Source organism: Nocardia sp. NPDC058499 (genome assembly GCF_042719915.1).
Taxonomy (GTDB): Bacteria; Actinomycetota; Actinomycetes; order Mycobacteriales; family Mycobacteriaceae; genus Nocardia.
This window is the reverse complement of the sequence record NZ_JBHXMZ010000016.1, coordinates 84,933-101,755: the sequence shown is the minus strand read 5'-3', so window position 1 is coordinate 101,755 and position 16,823 is coordinate 84,933. Positions and strand designations below refer to the sequence as shown.

Genomic DNA, 16,823 nt, shown 5'->3' with positions numbered 1-16,823 from the left:
GCGCAATCAAAAGTACAAACTAGAGTCCGAAAACCTAGCAAAACAATCGCCAGCCGGAATTTAGCTGACTTAAATGTTCGGCCCTCCACACGGGGGTATGAAGAACCGAAACCAAATCAAATATTTGGCACTGACATTCATCAACACACTATTGAGTTCTCAAAGAACACACGCACACAACTCAGTGACTGGCGAACCAGTACTTCGTTTGGGGCAGGTTTTCTAGCTTAACCGGCCAGTGGCTCAGAGTCAAACTCCGCATCTTCGGCCGATCTGCCAGGCGCTCCTCGTACAACCTCGTTTCCCTGGTCCCTCCGGCTCGGCGTTTCCGCCTCGCTCCGGGCCCCTGGTCGGTGTCCGTGTCGCTCTGACGTTGAATAAGTTACGCGGCGGATAACGCTACGTCAAATCGCCACATCGGGACTATGTTTTCGCAGGTCAGCGGCTTGTGGATGGGCGATCCGGTGGGCCGGATCGCGAATTTGTGACCCAGCCCACCAAGATCAATTTCAAGCACCCCGCCGGACCCCTGCGAAATTGCGCTTTCCGCGACGGAGTACCAGCCACTTACCGTGCAGGTAGTCACCGGTTTCCGGCGTCCAATCCAGATCCTTCACGCGCTCGTTGTTCACCGATGCCCCGCCTTCGTTCACCGTGCGGCGGGCCGCGCCGCGGCTCTCACACAGGCCCGAGGCCACCAGGAGGTCCACGATCGTGTCTTGGCCTGGCACCACCTCCGCGGGCTCGCCCTCGCCGGCGGCCTCGCGCAGTGCCGCCGCCAAGGTCGGCTCGTCGAGATCCCGGAGTTCGGCGCGGCCGAAGAGTGCCTGGCTGGCGAGTTGTACGGCGCGGGTGTTGTCCGCGCCGTGGACGAGCGTGGTCATCTCGGCTGCCAACCGGCGCTGGGCCTCACGGGCGTGCGGCCGTTCGGCGGTCGCCACCTCCAGTTCGGCCAGCTCCTCCTGTTCCAGGAAGGTGAACCAGCGCAGGTAGCGGACGACGTCGGCGTCGGCGGTGTTCACGAAATACTGGAACCAGGCGTAGGGACTGGTGAGCTCCGGATCCAGCCACAGGCTGCCGCCACCGGTGGACTTGCCGAACTTCTTGCCGTCGGCCGAGGTCACCAGCGGAACGGTCAGGGCGTGGACCGCTGCCCCGTCCACGCGCCGGTTCAACTCGACACCGGCGATGATGTTGCCCCACTGATCCGAGCCGCCCACCTGCAGTACGCAGTCGTGGGTGCGGCGCAACTGCAGATAGTCATTGGCCTGCAGCAGCATGTAGCTGAACTCGGTGTAGGAGATCCCCTCGCCCTCGAGCCGCCGCTTGACGGTGTCGCGGGCCAGCATCACGTTCACGGAGAAGTGTTTGCCGATATCCCGGAGGAAGTCGACGGCACTCAGCTCGCCGGTCCAATCCATGTTGTTCACGATGAGGGCACCGGTCGGTGAATCGTCCAGGTCGACGAACCGTTCGAGCTGGGAACGAATCCGGTCCGCCCAGGCGGCGACCGTGTCGGCCGAGTTCATCGTGCGCTCGCCGACGTCGCGGGGATCGCCGATCAGTCCGGTCGCGCCACCGGCCAGGACGATCGGCCGGTGCCCCGCTCGCTGGAACCGTTTGAGGGCCAGCAGCGGGACCAGATGCCCGGCGTGCAGGCTGGCGGCGGTGGGGTCGAAACCGGCATAGAGATTGCGCGGGCCGGCGGCCAGCGCCTCCCGGAGCGCGTCGAGGTCGGTGGACTGCGCGATGAGACCGCGCCAGGTCAGTTCGTCGATGATGTCGCTGCTCACGGGTTCATCTTCGCGTATTACCGCAAGCGCATTGCGGGCGGTGCGATCGGATCCCCGGCCCGCCTCAGGCCGATTCCTCGATCTGTGGCGCCCGCGGGCTGCGCCGGTAGACAGATACCGCGCGGGAGTCGTGCAACCAGAGCCGCCACGGGCGGTCGGCCTCGGTACTCACTCCCACCCGCGGGCCGGCGAGAATCCGGGACGGATCGGCGGGCGGGCCCAGTTCCAGCCGGATCACCGAGTCCGGGTCGAAGACATCGGTGCCGTAGTCGTCCATATGGATCCCGAGGGCACTTCCCAGGTTGCCGGGGCCGCGGGCCAGGCCGTCGGCACCGCGGGCGGCCGGGCGGCGGGCGCGGGCGATGTCGTGGCCGGCGATGATCTCCGCGGAGCGCAGGAGCACACCGGAGGCCACGCCGTCCGGGCCGCTGACGATATTCGCGCAGGTATGCATTCCGTAGCTGCGATAGACGTAGAGCCTGCCCGGCGGGCCGAACATCGCCGCATTACGCGGGGTACGACCGCGACCGGAGTGGGCGGCCGGGTCATGCCAGGGTCCGGCGGGGTCACCACCGTAGGCCTCGACTTCGACCAGGTAGGCGCCCACCGAGCCCGACCACAGGGTCGCGCCGAGCAGGCGCCGGGCGGCGGTCAATGGATCAACGGCCAGTTCCTCGGCACTCACCCGAGGATTGTCGCAACCGGTGTGCGCCGCGCGCGGCGGGGGCGGGTGCCGGGCTCTTCCTGCCCGGACGCGGACAACCCGGTTCGTCGCGTGGACGGTGGCCGGAACGATCACCACCGTGCCGATGTGTGACCCCGGCGCCGTTGTCGGCGGCGCAGGCACCGGTTGCCCTCGACGTTCATTCGAATCGGGGTGATGCCGACGGCGGATCGGGGCCGGTGCGGTCCGAGCCCGGTCGGCGAGGCAGTTCCGGCCGGGAGGTCGCACGGGTGGGTGGCCCGGGTTGACAGATTTCCCGTACAGGCCTTGCATCTGGCGGCACCCGGGCGAAGAATTCAACACACGATGAATTCCATCCGGATGAACAGGGGCGGCTCATGTCCGTGATCGGTACGCAGGACGCGGTGGAGGTACGGAACCTCACGGTGCGACGCGGTAAACGGGAGGTATTGCACGATATTTCGCTGACGATTCCCCGCGGCTCGATCACCGGGCTGCTGGGGCCCTCGGGCTGTGGGAAGACCACTCTCATGCGCAGCATCGTGGGCACCCAGATCGTGACCGCCGGGCAGATCACAGCGCTCGGGTCACCGGCGGGCAGTGCGCGGCTGCGGCGGCAGATCGGCTACGTGACCCAGGCGCCGAGTATCTACGCCGATATCAGCGTCCACGAGAATGTCGCCTATTTCGCCGCGCTCTACGGCGCCGGCCGCGGGGCGGTCGATTCGGCACTCGACGCTGTAGGACTGTCCGACCATCGCGACCAGCGCGGCGACGAACTCTCCGGGGGACAACGCACCCGGGCCTCGCTGGCATGCGCGCTGGTCGCCGCACCGGAGCTGCTGGTGTTGGACGAGCCGACAGTCGGGCTGGACCCGGTGCTCCGAGTGGAACTGTGGAAAAAGTTCCGGGAACTGGCTGCCGGGGGTACGACCCTGCTGGTGTCGAGCCATGTGATGGACGAGGCCGAACACTGCGACCGGCTGCTGCTCATGCGGGACGGCCGGCTGCTGGCTCAACACAGCCCCGACGAACTGCGCGAACGCACCGGCGAGCAGAACCTCGAACGGGCTTTCCTGGCCCTCATCACGTTGGGAGAACCGGTATGAGCGGATCGAGCCCGGGGGACGTAGGAAAACCTCACCGTGCGGCACCGAGTGCGAACACCGCACCAGGACACCCCGGACCCGCCGCGCAGGTCATGGATCGCGGCACCGGACCGCGACCGTTCGCGGCATATGCGGCGACCACCACCCGGATTCTGCGGCAGTTGCGCAACGATCACCGCACGATCGCGATGATCCTGGTGGTGCCGGCGCTGCTGATGACCCTGCTCTACTTCATCTACCAGGATGTGCCGGCCACACCGCAGCAGCCGGTGAGCCTGTTCGACCGGGTCGGGATCAGTATGCTCGGGATCCTGCCGTTCATCGTGATGTTTCTGATCACCGCCATCGCCATGCAGCGCGAACGCAGCTCCGGCACACTCGAACGGCTGCTCACCACACCGTTGAGCAAACTCGACCTGCTCGGCGGGTACGGGACCGCGTTCTCGCTCGCGGCCGCCGCGCAGGCGGGCGTGGCCTGCCTGGTCTCGTTCGGTCTGCTCGGCCTGGATGCGGCCGGAAACCCCGGGTGGGTGGTGCTCATCGCGATGGTGGATGCGGTGCTGGGGGTCGCGCTGGGGCTGTTGTGCAGCGCCTTCGCGCGGACCGAGTTCCAGGCGGTGCAATTCATGCCGGTCGTGGCGGCGCCGCAGATCTTCCTGTGCGGGTTGCTGGTGCCACGCGAACAGCTGCCCGACTGGCTGGAGGTGATCAGCAATCTGCTGCCGCTCAGCTATGCCGTCGACGCGCTGCACGAGGTCTCGGTACACAGCCAACCCACCGGGCTGATGTGGCGGGACCTGGGGATCGTCGCCGGATTCGCCGCGGTGGCCCTGTGCCTGGGCGCCGCAACGCTACGCCGGCGCACCGCATGAGCACCGCTCCCGAACCTCGTCCCGGGCGGCCGGGACGCAGGCCGGGCACCTCCCGCACTCGCGCAACGATCCTGGATGCGGCCCGGCAGCGCTTCGCGAAAAACGGGTTCGACAAGACCTCGATCCGCGCGGTGGCGGCGGATGCGGGCGTCGACCCGGCCCTGATCCACCACTATTTCGGGACCAAGCAGCAGTTGTTCGCGGCCGTGGTGGATTTACCGGTCGACCCGGAGGTCGTGCTCGCGCGAGTGGATACGACCCCGCTGGATCAACTGGGCGAAACCCTGGTGGGCGCGGTGACAGCCGTCTGGGATTCGCCGGCGGGTACCGGTGCCGTGGCCCTGTTCCGCAGCCTCGTCGCCGGTGGTGACACCTCGCCGGCGCGGGATTTCCTGCTCTCGGTGATCTTCGAACGGATCCGCCGGCGTATCGCCACGGATACCGACGACGGCCGGCTCCGGGTGGCGCTGGCCGCGTCCCAGATCATGGGCGTGATCATATCGCGCAAGATCGTGAAGCTGGATCCGGTCACCGAGCTGCCACTCGACCGGCTCGTCGCCGCCGTCGGCCCCACGGTGCAGCGCTATCTCACCGGCGATATCGGTGAGGTTCCCGCGGCGGGCGGCGCGGATTGAGCGCCGGCGCTATTCGCCGAACTGCCGCGCGAAATCGGCGTGCTCGGCCTCGTCGGCCGCACGGGCCTCGTCGGCGAGCAGTACCGGGATCCCGTTGTCGATCGGATAGGCCACGCGCAACCGCGGGTTGTACAGCACCTCTGCGCCGTCGCCGGTGCGGACCAGGTGCAGTTGCCCCTTGTCCTGCGGGCAGGCCAGCAGGCTCAGCAGCGTGGGATCGAGAATGGTGTGCTCGGACATGGAATGGAAGCGTACCCGGCCACGGATCGGGCACCGGCGCCCTCCGATATCGCGCTCACACCGCAGGCCGGCGGAACGAGATGTACTGGTGGCCGAAGAAGGTACCGGCGGCGACCGCACCCATGACCACCACTGCGGAAAGCGCGCGCGGGAATCCGAACAGGCTCACGGCGAGCTCGAGCAGCACCGCGTTGGCGACCAGACCCCCGCAGTTCACGGCGGCGAACCCGAGAAAATCACGAAGGACCCGCCCGCGGACCCGGAACACCAGCCGGCGGTGCAGGACGAACGCGACACCGATCCCGGTGACGTAGGCGGCAACAACCCCCACGGACGGCGGCACCGCATCCCCCAGCAGCGCCAGCCAGGCGACGGTGAGCCCGATACCCATCGCTGTATTCACGACGCCGACCATCGCGAACGCGATCTCCCGGCGCCTCGCCAGGCGAAGCAGCGTGCCCGGTCCATTGCGACGGGCCCTTCCCGCGCCGGCACCGGACAGCGATGCGGCCGGAACGGCCGAGCGCCGCACGGCGTCGTCCGGTGGATCTCCGAACTGGGCTGCGACCGGCACCGGGCCTCCAACGGACGTTTCCGACTCCTTCGAGAGCTGGACCCGATCGGCGGCGGATTCCATGGTGTGCCGGGAGTCCGTGGAGAGACGGTCCGGCTCCTCGTGATCGCCGGGTCGACGATGTTCGCGCGCGAAACCGTCGTGGCCGGCGCCGTAAGCCTGGGTTCCGGTGTGCTCTCTCGTCATGACTTCGCGGCCACGAGCTCGGGTTTTCCGGTCTCCCGTCCGGTGCATGCCGGGCCGCTTCGCCGAGGACCGCGCGGATGGGCGATCTGGAGAAGTGCCGGCCCGAGTGAACCTGCGCCCGCCGCATCGCCGATCTTCCAAGCCGGGTCGCGCCGGGTGTGTTCGAGTTCGGCCTGCGGTCGATCGAGCAGTTCGGCTTTTCCGATCGCGTGCGCACCGGCCGGCCGGTGCTCGGGCACCAGCACCGCGAACTTCCCCTCCCACAGGGAACGTCCGGTTATCACCCACAGCGGCGCGTACCGGGCCTCGGTGTCGCCGCGGTGGAAATGCCGGGGATTCGCCCGCAGCGCCGCCGAGTGGGCGGCCACCGCCCCCGCCGCGTACACCGGAGGCCACCGCAGTACATCCCGCCGATCATCGGCTCGACCATCCACCACGGGTCCCAGACCCTACCGGCTGCGGCCCGGGGACCGACCGTAACGACGCATATCGAATCTACCCGCGCGACGCCGGGTACACCTGCTAGAGTTCGCATTTCTCGGGCTCACCAGCGTCATCGAGACCCGGCACGCGTTATCCTCCGTCGAAAGTCGATCTCGCCAATGCCGTTTCCGCCCAAGTCCGTTTCCGCACCGGACATCCGCCGGCCGGCGACAGCCGGCACCACCACCCACCCGGCTTCGGGGTCGCCGTGGCCCCCGCCGGGCACGACATATAACGGGCCGGATCCCGATTCGCCCGGAGTGTGCGGGGTTTCGGTGGTCGTACCGGTCTACCGTGGTGAACAGACAGTCGCCGGGCTCGTCAGAGAACTCGACGAATTCGCCACGACCACCGCCACGCCGGGCGGTCTGCGTTTCCGGGTGACCGAGATCGTGCTGGTGCACGACTGCGGGCCGGATGGGTCGGATCTGGTTCTGCAGCGGCTGGCCCGGGAGAACCCGCTGGTACGGGTGATCTGGTTGAGCCGCAACTACGGTCAGGACGCCGCCACCATCGCCGGCATGGCCGCGGCGCGCGGCGGCTGGATCGTCACCATGGACGAGGACGGCCAGCACGATCCGGCCTGTATCACCGATTTCCTGGACACCGCCTACCGGCAGCGCGCGGATCTGGTGTATTCGCGGCCCACCAACACCCGCCCGCACGGGCCGCTGCGCAACCTCACCTCCCGCGGCGCCAAACTCGTTCTCGCCACCCTGTTCGCGTTCCCGGACTCGACCCGGTTCGAGAGTTTCCGGCTGATCCGGGGCGATATCGGGCGCCGGCTCGCCGAAGTGGCAGCCAACGGCGCATATCTCGATGTCGCACTCACCTGGGTGGTCGGCCGGACCGCTACGGCTCCGGTGCGGTTACGCAGCGAAGGGCGCCCGGAATCGGGGTACAACTACCGGCGTCTGTTCTCGCTGTTCTGGAAGATGGTGCTGTGCAGCGGAACTCGCGGTCTGCGCGTCGTGAGCCTGCTCGGGGTCACGCTGGCGGTAGCCGGCACGATCCTGGCCGCCGTGATCATCTGGTCCGCGGTGACCGGCGGCGACGGCAATCCCGAGGGCTGGGCGTCGATCATCGTCGTGCTGCTGCTGTGTTCGGGCGCGCTGCTGTTCTCGCTCGGGCTCATCGCCGAATACCTCGGCGTGGTGCTGCACATCCTGGTGGGTAAACCGCTGTATCTCACCATCGAATCCCCCACGCCCAGGCCGCCGGCCGATACCGCGCAGTCGCTCGCCCGGCCGCGGGCCGAGGTGGCGGCCGGATGAGCGGGTCGGCCACGGCGACGACAGCGCGACGTAACCACACCGCGCCTGCTCCCCTCCGCGGAGAACGCGGCGATGACCGGATCATCTTCAGCCGGCCGTACCGGGCGGCCGGCGAGCTGGCCAACGTGACCACGGTGCTCGAATCCGATCACTGCCACGGAGACGGCCCGTTCACCGCCACCGCGACCGCGAAACTCGCCGAGATCACCGGCGCCCCGCACGTTCTGCTCACCACCTCGTGCACGCACGCGCTGGAGCTGGGCGCTCTACTGCTCGAACTGGGTCCCGGCGATGAGGTGATCGTGCCCAGTTTCGCGTTCACCTCCGCCGCCACCGCGTTCGCCGTCCACGGCGCGACCTGCGTTTTCGTCGATATCGACGAGACGACCGGCAATATCGACCCCGCGGCCGCCGCAGCGGCGATCACCGAGCACACCAAGGCGATCGTGGTGATGCACTACGGCGGGGTGGCGGCCGATATGGCCGCGCTGGGCGATCTCGCGCGCGGGCACGGCCTGGCACTCATCGAGGACAACGCGCACGGCCTCGGCGGCACCTGGCGGGGCAAGGCCCTCGGTACGCTCGGCACCGTCGGCACCCAGAGTTTTCACGACACCAAGAACGTGCACTGCGGCGAGGGCGGGGCCCTGCTGCTGTCCGACGATATCCTGATGGGGCGTGCGGAGATCATCCGGGAGAAGGGCACCGACCGGGCGCGTTTCCTGCGCGGACAGGTGGACAAGTACTCGTGGCAGGACATCGGATCCAGCTATCTGCCCAGCGAACTGAACGCCGCGGTGCTCGACGCGCAACTGGCCGAATTCCATTCGATCCAGCGCGCCCGGCACCGCGTCTGGCATACCTATTCGGCCGGGCTGGCGTCGTGGGCGGCGAGTCAGGGTGTCGCGCCGATGACCGTGCCGCCGGACCGGCGGCATACCGCCCACCTGTTCTATCTCCGCATGCCCGGCGAGGACACCCGCGACGCCTTCATCCGGCATCTCGCCGCGCGCGGCATCGTGGCCCCGTTCCACTACGTACCGCTCGACTCCAGTGCCGCGGGACTCAAATACGGTCGTGCACCGGTCCCCTGCACCCGCAGTGCGCGGTTCGCGGCGACGATCGTCCGGCTACCGTTGTGGCCCATGCTCACCCGCAGCCAGCTCGACCGGGTGCTCACCGCCGTCACCGAGTTCCGCTGCTGAACGCCGGGTAGCCGGCCGGCGCTGCTGATCCCGAGGCAGCACCCGGCCCTACCGATCGCCGCGGCAGCGGCCGGATTCAGGTGAGCAGTCCCAGCGAACCCACATCGGTGAGATCCTCGTAGGCCTCCGAATCCGGGTTGTACCACCAGGTGTGGGGGCCGGGCCGGGGCGCGTAGGTCTCCCGCACCGCGTGGGCCGAAGGCCGGAACGACGGACTCCGCGGAATATCGTCCACGACGTAGACCACATCGGGACGCTGCCCGGGTGGCAGTGACCGCAGCGCTTCGGTCACATCGGCGGCACCGAGGTCGAAACCGGGCCGCACGCTCACCGCGGCCACCGCCAGTACCCGGTCCCGGGCCGGCAACGCGTAGGCGACCTCCATATCGACCGCGGCGATATCGTTGAGCACATCCACGATCGGCTGGGTGAACACCGGGCCGCGGCGGGTCCGGATCACCGTATCGATCCGGTCGGCCAGCCAGTAATCGCCATCGCTGTCGCGGCGGAACAGGTTCTCGGTGGGCAGCCAGGAATCCTCCTGTTCGAAAACTCCGCGCAATCCGCCGCGGGAGAGATCGACATTCACCCCGGCCGACCCGATCAGCAGCCCGACCTCGTTGTCCGCGCACCGCCGGGCGTACCCGTTGTCGTCCACCATGACCTGGCCGGTCACCGGGTCGAAGGCCACCAATTCGACCCGCGCCGTGCCCGGCACCGGACGGCCCTTACAGCCGAATTTCACTCCGGGCACGTTCGCCAGCACCACATCGCCCTCGATGGAGGCGTAGAACTCCAGGACCCGGGCGGGCGCGAACTGTTCCATCGTCCGCCGCCACAAACCGGCCGGCATACCGGAACCGATGAACAACCGGATCGGATGCGGATACCCGGCCGGGAAGACTTCGGCGTCGAGGATATCGCGCAGCATCGTCCAGGTGTAGGTGACGACCGTGACCCCGTACCGGTGCACTTCCCCGGCGAACTGCGCCGGGTCCAGTGATCTGGCCAGCGCGATCCGGCTGCCGCCGGCGATGGCGCCGCCCAGGCTCACCAGCAGGCCGGACGAATGATGCAGCGGCGCCAGGCAGTACACCGTGTCCTTGTGGTCCAGATAGGCGGCCGAGGCCGTACCGAACGCCGACAAGGCCCAGCGGTGGTTGGTGATGTACTTGATATCCAGGCGGTCGCCGGTGCCCGAGACCAGGATGAACGCGAGTTCACGCGCGCGGCCCGGGTCGGGGCGGTACCAGCCCGGAATGTGGACCCGCTGCGGATCGATCTGTTCCAGGTCCACGAGATCGGTGCCGGCCGGGACCGCCAGGCCCCGCGAATCGCCGCCACCGAGTACGAGCACCCGGGCTCCGGTCGCCACCGCGTGGCGTACGTTCTCCGGATCCGAGACCAGGATCACCGTCCCGGTCTGCTCGAGGGCGGTGATCAGATCGCTGTCGGGCGCCAGCAGCACCGCGACCGCGCCGATCCGGGACAGTGCCGCGAGGGTCACCAGCGCGCTGGGCCGGGTCTCCATCACCACCCCGACGCGGGTCGCCGGGCGGATTCCCACCGAGATCAACCCGCGCACGACGTTCTCGATCCGGGCATCGACCGCCGCATGGGTGTGCACCCGGTCGTCGAACAGGAAGCATTCCGCGTTGGGTGTCCGGCGGGCCTGTTCGGCCATCAGCCGGCCTATCGAGATCCGGGTTCCGGATTGGATCGTGCCGAGCCGGGTCAGCCGGGGCAGCGTCCGCGCCGCGCCCTCGACCAGCCCGACCGAGCCGCGGACCGTATTCGCGGCCACCTGTTCCAATGCCCGGCCGACCCCCGCACCGGCCTCCGCCAATGCCGTGGCGGTGTGCACGGCGCGTATCAGCGCGGTCCGCGGGGCGTTCCCGGCGGGCTGGTCGGCCATCGGGAAGATGTCCTCCGGCAGCGGATCGCCGCCCTCGACCCAGTCCACCCAGTCGCGCACTCGCGGCCAGGTGCACCGGGTCGCCATGGAACCGGCGACCAAGCCGAAATGCCCGGAAACCACCGTTGATTCATAGACTTCGGCGCGCGGCGCCGCACGGACGATCCCGCGCACCGCTGCGGGTTGACCGATTTCGTCGACCTCGCCGACGAAAGCCAGGATCGGGCATTTCAGGTCGGCCAGCGAGATCGGCTGGTCGCGGATCACGAAACCACCGAGCATCATCCGGTTGTGCACGACGAACTGTTTCAGCAGATCCGCCGCCGCGGGACCCGCGTAACCGACCCAGCCCTCGTTGCTCAGGAACCGCCGCTGGCGTTCCTTGGGCAGCAGGGCCTCGCGGTCGTGCAGCTGGCGCAGGAAATCGATCCGTGCCTTCGTGGTTTTCACCGGATCCAAGAGCTGGAATCCGATCCGCACCATCCGGTCGGTGATCGGCAGCCGGGGCACGACGTGATCGGCGGCGAAATCCACCAGATCGGTCACCGCGGCATGCGGCAGCCCGAGCGGCATCCCGGCGACGATATCGACCGGGCTGCCGAAGGTCACGATGCTCGCGATCCCTTTTCCCGATCGGAACGCGGCCGCCTGGTAGGCGAACATCCCGCCCTGTGAGTACCCCATGAGGTGCACGGTGCGGCCGGTTTCCGCGCAGACGGTGTCGATGGCGCTGTGCACGGCCAGGACATGGTCGGCCAGATCCCGCTGCCAGCCACCCTCCTCAGTCGAGGGGGAACCGAAATCGACCACCCAGCAGTCGATTCCGCCGCGGTGCAGAATCCCGACGGCACCGTCGTCACCGTTGACATCCCAGATATCGGCACTCACCATCAGCGGCGGTACGAGCAGCACCACCGGACCACCACCGGTTTCCGCGGGAAAATAGTGCCGCAACCGGTACATGGGCCGGCGCTCGGCGATCTCGAACGGCGAGGAATCGGTATCGCGTCCGAGCCCGCCGAAGCGGATGACTTCGAGACCGTTCTGCGCGGTGGCCATCACCCGCTGCGCCGATCCCACCAAACCTCGCACACTCAACTTCACGTTCCACTCCCAGCCCTGCCCGTGGCGTGGTCTACCTCACAAACCACAAGGTATGCACCAAAGCCTGCCATATCGCACTCCGGACCGGCCGTCCGTTGTGACATCTACATCATGTACCCCTCACCTCGGCGGACCTACCCGCCCGCGCCGATAGGGTGGGAACGTGACCGATACGACCCAGCTGCCGACCGCCCCCACCGACCGGGAATCGCTGCCCGTGGAACTGGTGGACGCAGCCGGTAACCCGGTCGGATCGTGCGCGGTTTCCGATGCCCACCGCGCCCCGGGCGCGCCACACCGGGCTTTCTCGGTACTCGTTTTCGACAGCCGCGGGCAGTTACTGCTGCAGCAGCGCGCGCCCGGCAAGACGCGGTTTCCCGCGCGCTGGTCCAACACCTGCTGCGGTCACCCGGCACCCGGCCAGCCGGTCGCCGAGGCCGCGGGTATCCGACTGGACGAGGAGATGGGGTTCCGGGTCGAGCTCACCGAGGTCGGGGTTTACCGGTACCGCGCCGAAGACCCGCGCACCGGCTACGTCGAACACGAATGGGATCACGTATTGATCGGGTTGCTCGACGACGCCGCCCCGCAACCCGACCCGGCCGAGGTCGCCGCATACCGGTGGATGAATCCCGACGACTTGCGCCGGCAGATGCGGGAGGAACCGCACGAGTTCAGTCCGTGGTTCGCCGGGGTGCTCGAGGTAGCTACCGCCCAGCCGCTCGTACCCTGAGATTCGACGCGGTAATCTCCGGCATTCCTTGTTGTATTGCCCCGTAGGGCCCGTCTGGTTGCATTGCCCCTCGAGCCCCTTCGGATGCTCATGCTTGGATGCGCATATCTACGTATGGACAAGTAATTCCACCTTATCCACACGCCTGCCGTGAAGTTCTGGGCCGCGTCGGGCTCCGGCCACCGTTTCTGTGGCCGACAACGAGCGCGGCGCGAGGAAGCGATCTTCCGCTCCGGTACGAGATCGGCCGGCCGATGCTGTGGCGTGTTCACGCGTAGTGCGCCCGTTGCACCACGCGGCGGTGGCGGATAGGCCGCTCCGGGGTCGATACCGGCAGCGAGAATCACCATCGAGCGCGCCGCCGGACTTCTCCAGAATCAACGCGACCGCGGGCACAGTTGCGGCGGACGTTCACAAGCGGTCGCGGGCCGGGGCCGGCAAGAGCCAACTCGCCGGTTGCTCGAAACGGGCTGGGCAGTTCGACCAATGCCCTCGCGCCCCCTCTGGAACGCGGAATAAACGCGCTGGTCAGCCCAGCCAGGCGCGGATATCGCCGGCGGCCTGCCGGACCTCGGCGAGTTGTTCGCGCACCCGCTCCCCCGCCGTGCCGCCGCGGGCATTTCGCGAAGCCACGGACCCCTCGACGGTCAGAACCTCGCGTACCTCCGGAGTGAGGGCGGGATCGATCGCCGCGAATTCGGCGTCGGTCAGTTCGTCGAGCCCCACCCCCCGCGTCTCGGCGGCGCGGACACAGGCGCCGGCCGCTTCGTGCGCGACACGGAACGGCACGCCCCGGCGCACCATCCACTCGGCGATATCGGTCGCCAGGGTGAATCCGGCGGGAGCGAGTTCGGCCATTCGCTCGGTGTGGAAGGTGAGCGTGGAGACCAGTCCGGCGATGGCGGGCAATAGCAGTTCCAGCTGGGCCACCGAATCGAACAGGGGTTCTTTGTCCTCCTGCAGATCCCGGTTGTAGGCCAGGGGTTGCGCCTTCAGGGTGGCGAGCAGGCCGGTGAGGTTACCGATCAGGCGGCCGGCTTTGCCGCGGGTGAGTTCCGAGACATCGGGGTTCTTCTTCTGCGGCATGATCGACGACCCGGTCGACCAGGCATCGGCGAGCGTGACGTAACCGAATTCGGGAGTGCTCCAGATGATGACCTCTTCGGCCATCCGGCTGAGGTCCACACCGATCATCGCGAGCACGAACGCCGCCTCGGCGGCGAAATCGCGCGACGAGGTGGCGTCGATGGAGTTGGCGGCGGCGGCATCGAAATCCAGATCCGCGGCGATCGCCTCCGGGTCGAGACCGAGCGAGGAACCGGCCAGCGCACCCGACCCGTACGGGGAGACGGCGGCCCGTTTGTCGAAATCACGCAACCGGTCGATATCGCGGAGCAGCGGGTGGGCGTGCGCCAGGAGATGGTGTGCCAGTAGTACGGGCTGCGCGGCCTGCAGGTGCGTTTTGCCGGGCATCACCGCATCCGGGTGGGCGGCGGCCTGCTCGGCCAATGCGTCCACGACGGTGACGAGCCCGGCGGCGATCCGGCGCACAGCGTCGCGCAGCCACATCCGGAAAAGGGTGGCGACCTGGTCGTTGCGGGAACGTCCGGCCCGCAACCGCCCACCGAGTTCGGTACCGACACGTTCGATGAGTCCGCGTTCGAGGGCTCCGTGGACGTCCTCGTCCGATTCGGCGGCCACGAAGGCGCCCGATGCGACATCGGCGGCCAGCCGATCGAGGCCGGCGAGCATCGCGGTGAGATCGGATTCCGACAGCAGGCCGGCCTTGTTCAGCACCCGGGCATGCGCCTTGGAGGCCCGGATGTCGTAGGGCGCGAGTGCCCAGTCGAACTGGGTCGATTTACTCAGCGCCGCCATCGCCTCGGCGGGACCGGATGCGAACCTTCCGCCCCACAACGCGCCCTCGTTGGTGCCCACTGTCTCTCCCACGTCTCGATATGCCGGCCGGGTCGGCCTCTACGGTATTGGTTCTGTATGCCGCCGCTCGCCACGACCGGCCGCTCCGGAGTGACTGCGTAGCATTATGAGATCGGTCGACGATCGGCAAAGTCGCTGTTCCGCCCACAATCGCCCTGAGGCTGTTCCGGCCACGAACGCCAATCCGTTCTCCGACCCACCCGGCCGACCCCACCGGATCCGATCCGCCGTACCGAGCGCAGCCCGCACAGTCCCCCGGCGCCGTACACCGGGCGTTCGTCGTATGCCGGCCGCTGCCGCAGCGCGCCTACCCGCCGTCCGGTCCCGGGGCGGACAGCGTGAAGGCCGGCCGGACATCGACCGATCGCGAAGACCACCCGGCCGCCGTTGCGGGCGACCGGGTGTGCGGGTTCCTACTTCTGGTTCAGATCGCGTTTGGCCGCAACCTTCGAGGACAGGCCGTGGAGCTGTACGAAACCCTTGGCCAGCGACTGGTCGAAGGTATCGCCCTCGTCGTAGGTCGCGAGGTTGAAGTCGTAGAGCGACTGTTCGCTACGCCGGCCGTTGACGGTCACATTGCCGCCGTGCAGGACCATGCGGATATCGCCGCTGACGTGCTGCTGGGTTTCGGCGACGAACGCGTCGAGGGCGCGCTTGAGCGGGGAGAACCACAGGCCGTCGTAGGCCAGCTCGCCCCAGCGCTGCTCGACCTGCCGCTTGTACCGGCCCAGTTCCCGTTCGAGGGTGACGCTTTCGAGGGCACGGTGGGCGGTGATCAGCGCGATGGCGCCCGGTGCCTCGTAGATCTCCCGGCTCTTGATGCCGACGAGCCGGTCTTCCACCATGTCCAGCCGGCCGACGCCCTGACGGCCCGCCCGGGCGTTCAGTTCCACGATCGCCTCCAGCACGCTGACCTGGCGGCCGTCGATGGCCACCGGGACACCGCGGTCGAAGGTGACGATCAGTTCGTCGGGGGCTTCGAAATTGACGGTGGGGTCGGTGGTGTAGTCGTAGACGTCCTTGGTGGGCGCGTTCCACAGATCCTCGAGGAACCCGGTTTCGACGGCCCGGCCCCAGACGTTCTGGTCGATGGAGAACGGCGACTTCTTGGTGACGTTGATCGGGAGCTTGTTCTCCTCGGCGAAGGCGATGGCCTTCTCCCGGGTCCAGGCGTAGTCGCGGACCGGGGCGATCACGTTCAGGTCGGGGGCCAGCGCGCCGATACCGACCTCGAACCGGACCTGGTCGTTGCCCTTACCGGTGCAGCCGTGCGCGACGGTGGAAGCGCCGTGGAATTTCGCGGCCTCGACCAGATGCTTGACGATGAGCGGCCGGCTGATCGCCGAGACCAGCGGGTACTCGTCCTGGTAGAGGGCGTTGGCCTGGATGGTGGGCAGGCAGTACTCGTCGGCGAACTCGTCGCGGGCATCGACCACCACGGCTTCGACGGCGCCGCAATCCAGGGCGCGCTGGCGCACCACGTTCATATCCTCGCCGCCCTGCCCCAGGTCGATGGCGACGGCCACGACCTCGGCGCCGGTCTCCTTGCCGATCCAGCTGATGGCCACGGAGGTGTCCAGCCCACCGGAGTAGGCGAGTACGACGCGATCGGACATGTTCTGGTGCTCCCTAGGATGTGTGCGTTGGTCTGCTGTTCGTTCTCGGGTGTGCGGTCTCCGCGGGATCCGGTGACCGCTGTCCAGCAGTATGCTGGCCCGTTGCCGGTCCGGCTCGCGCCGCCGTTGCAAATGATTATGCACGATGGTGCAATCTCATTCATAACCGGGGGTCACATAGGCCTTTACCTGCGGTAACCACACCACACCTCGCCTCCCAACTCGATAACAGCCCTTGGCCACCCACCGTAGAGGTGCGACGCTGGTCACATCCCATCAGCGCAATCGCGAAGGGAGGAGAAGACCGTGCAGACATTGCAGCAGTGGGCGCAGGACAACTACGAGACCATCGGCTTCATCGTCGTCACCCTGGGCAACGCCGCCCTGGCACTGGGCGTGATGGGCATCGAACTCGCCACACCGTTCCTGCAGGAACTCGTCAACAACCACTGAGCCGATCC

At 67.9% G+C, this 16,823-nt stretch carries 15 protein-coding genes; 7 read left to right on the top strand and 8 right to left on the bottom strand.

Annotation, left to right across the window (positions count from 1 at the left end; genetic code table 11):
• Nucleotides 1-509: 509 nt before the first annotated feature.
• A complete protein-coding gene (gene tyrS / locus ACFWPH_RS31990; RefSeq protein WP_378755976.1) occupies nucleotides 510-1,793 on the bottom strand; it encodes a tyrosine--tRNA ligase in 1,284 nt (427 codons plus the stop codon).
• A gap of 64 nt (nucleotides 1,794-1,857) precedes the next feature.
• The gene (locus tag ACFWPH_RS31985; RefSeq protein ID WP_378755975.1) at nucleotides 1,858-2,478 is read right to left on the bottom strand and encodes a DNA-3-methyladenine glycosylase; all 621 of its coding nucleotides are present in this window, start codon (nucleotides 2,476-2,478) and stop codon (nucleotides 1,858-1,860) included.
• Nucleotides 2,479-2,855: 377 nt separating this feature from the next.
• Between ACFWPH_RS31985 and ACFWPH_RS31980 the strand changes: the two genes are divergently transcribed.
• The 3 genes from ACFWPH_RS31980 to ACFWPH_RS31970 all read left to right on the top strand — a co-directional run bounded on the left by ACFWPH_RS31980 (nucleotide 2,856) and on the right by ACFWPH_RS31970 (nucleotide 5,094).
• On the top strand, nucleotides 2,856-3,587 hold the full coding sequence (locus ACFWPH_RS31980) for an ABC transporter ATP-binding protein (protein WP_378755973.1): 732 nt from the start codon (nucleotides 2,856-2,858) through the stop codon (nucleotides 3,585-3,587).
• Nucleotides 3,588-3,679: 92 nt separating this feature from the next.
• The gene (locus ACFWPH_RS31975) at nucleotides 3,680-4,459 is read left to right on the top strand and encodes an ABC transporter permease (RefSeq protein WP_378755972.1); all 780 of its coding nucleotides are present in this window, start codon (nucleotides 3,680-3,682) and stop codon (nucleotides 4,457-4,459) included.
• A complete protein-coding gene (locus ACFWPH_RS31970; RefSeq protein ID WP_378755971.1) occupies nucleotides 4,456-5,094 on the top strand; it encodes a TetR family transcriptional regulator in 639 nt (212 codons plus the stop codon). Before ACFWPH_RS31975 ends, ACFWPH_RS31970 begins: the two co-directional genes overlap by 4 nt.
• A gap of 9 nt (nucleotides 5,095-5,103) precedes the next feature.
• On the opposite strand, the gene ACFWPH_RS31965 is transcribed toward ACFWPH_RS31970, so the two are convergent.
• From ACFWPH_RS31965 to ACFWPH_RS31955, 3 genes are read right to left on the bottom strand one after another with little or no spacing between them, the layout of a single operon-like run.
• Nucleotides 5,104-5,334 (bottom strand): Trm112 family protein, encoded by a 231-nt coding sequence (locus ACFWPH_RS31965; protein WP_378755970.1) that lies wholly within the window; start codon nucleotides 5,332-5,334, stop codon nucleotides 5,104-5,106.
• A gap of 55 nt (nucleotides 5,335-5,389) precedes the next feature.
• On the bottom strand, nucleotides 5,390-6,094 hold the full coding sequence (locus tag ACFWPH_RS31960; protein WP_378755969.1) for a GtrA family protein: 705 nt from the start codon (nucleotides 6,092-6,094) through the stop codon (nucleotides 5,390-5,392).
• Nucleotides 6,091-6,531, bottom strand: coding sequence for a hypothetical protein (locus tag ACFWPH_RS31955; RefSeq protein WP_378755968.1), 441 nt, complete (start codon nucleotides 6,529-6,531; stop codon nucleotides 6,091-6,093). The genes ACFWPH_RS31960 and ACFWPH_RS31955 overlap by 4 nt, the downstream gene beginning before the upstream one ends.
• A gap of 306 nt (nucleotides 6,532-6,837) precedes the next feature.
• Here ACFWPH_RS31955 and ACFWPH_RS31950 point away from each other — a divergent pair, with 306 nt between their 5' ends.
• Nucleotides 6,838-7,851: a glycosyltransferase gene (locus ACFWPH_RS31950; protein WP_378755967.1), complete on the top strand. Its 1,014-nt coding sequence runs from the start codon at nucleotides 6,838-6,840 to the stop codon at nucleotides 7,849-7,851.
• Nucleotides 7,848-9,056 carry a dTDP-4-amino-4,6-dideoxygalactose transaminase gene (rffA, locus tag ACFWPH_RS31945; protein WP_378755966.1) on the top strand — a complete coding sequence of 403 codons (1,209 nt, stop codon included), beginning with the start codon at nucleotides 7,848-7,850 and terminating at the stop codon, nucleotides 9,054-9,056. The genes ACFWPH_RS31950 and rffA overlap by 4 nt, the downstream gene beginning before the upstream one ends.
• Before the next feature lie 76 nt (nucleotides 9,057-9,132).
• On the opposite strand, the gene ACFWPH_RS31940 is transcribed toward rffA, so the two are convergent.
• On the bottom strand, nucleotides 9,133-12,075 hold the full coding sequence (locus ACFWPH_RS31940) for an AMP-binding protein (protein ID WP_378755965.1): 2,943 nt from the start codon (nucleotides 12,073-12,075) through the stop codon (nucleotides 9,133-9,135).
• A 163-nt stretch (nucleotides 12,076-12,238) separates the two neighbouring features.
• Here ACFWPH_RS31940 and idi point away from each other — a divergent pair, with 163 nt between their 5' ends.
• Nucleotides 12,239-12,808 (top strand): isopentenyl-diphosphate Delta-isomerase, encoded by a 570-nt coding sequence (idi, locus tag ACFWPH_RS31935; RefSeq protein ID WP_378755964.1) that lies wholly within the window; start codon nucleotides 12,239-12,241, stop codon nucleotides 12,806-12,808.
• A gap of 528 nt (nucleotides 12,809-13,336) precedes the next feature.
• On the opposite strand, the gene argH is transcribed toward idi, so the two are convergent.
• The gene (gene argH, locus ACFWPH_RS31930) at nucleotides 13,337-14,758 is read right to left on the bottom strand and encodes an argininosuccinate lyase (RefSeq protein WP_378755963.1); all 1,422 of its coding nucleotides are present in this window, start codon (nucleotides 14,756-14,758) and stop codon (nucleotides 13,337-13,339) included.
• A 401-nt stretch (nucleotides 14,759-15,159) separates the two neighbouring features.
• A complete protein-coding gene (locus ACFWPH_RS31925; protein WP_378755961.1) occupies nucleotides 15,160-16,362 on the bottom strand; it encodes an argininosuccinate synthase in 1,203 nt (400 codons plus the stop codon).
• 306 nt (nucleotides 16,363-16,668) lie between these two features.
• Here ACFWPH_RS31925 and ACFWPH_RS31920 point away from each other — a divergent pair, with 306 nt between their 5' ends.
• Nucleotides 16,669-16,815: a hypothetical protein gene (locus tag ACFWPH_RS31920; RefSeq protein WP_156052351.1), complete on the top strand. Its 147-nt coding sequence runs from the start codon at nucleotides 16,669-16,671 to the stop codon at nucleotides 16,813-16,815.
• The last annotated feature ends 8 nt before the right edge of the window (nucleotides 16,816-16,823 follow it).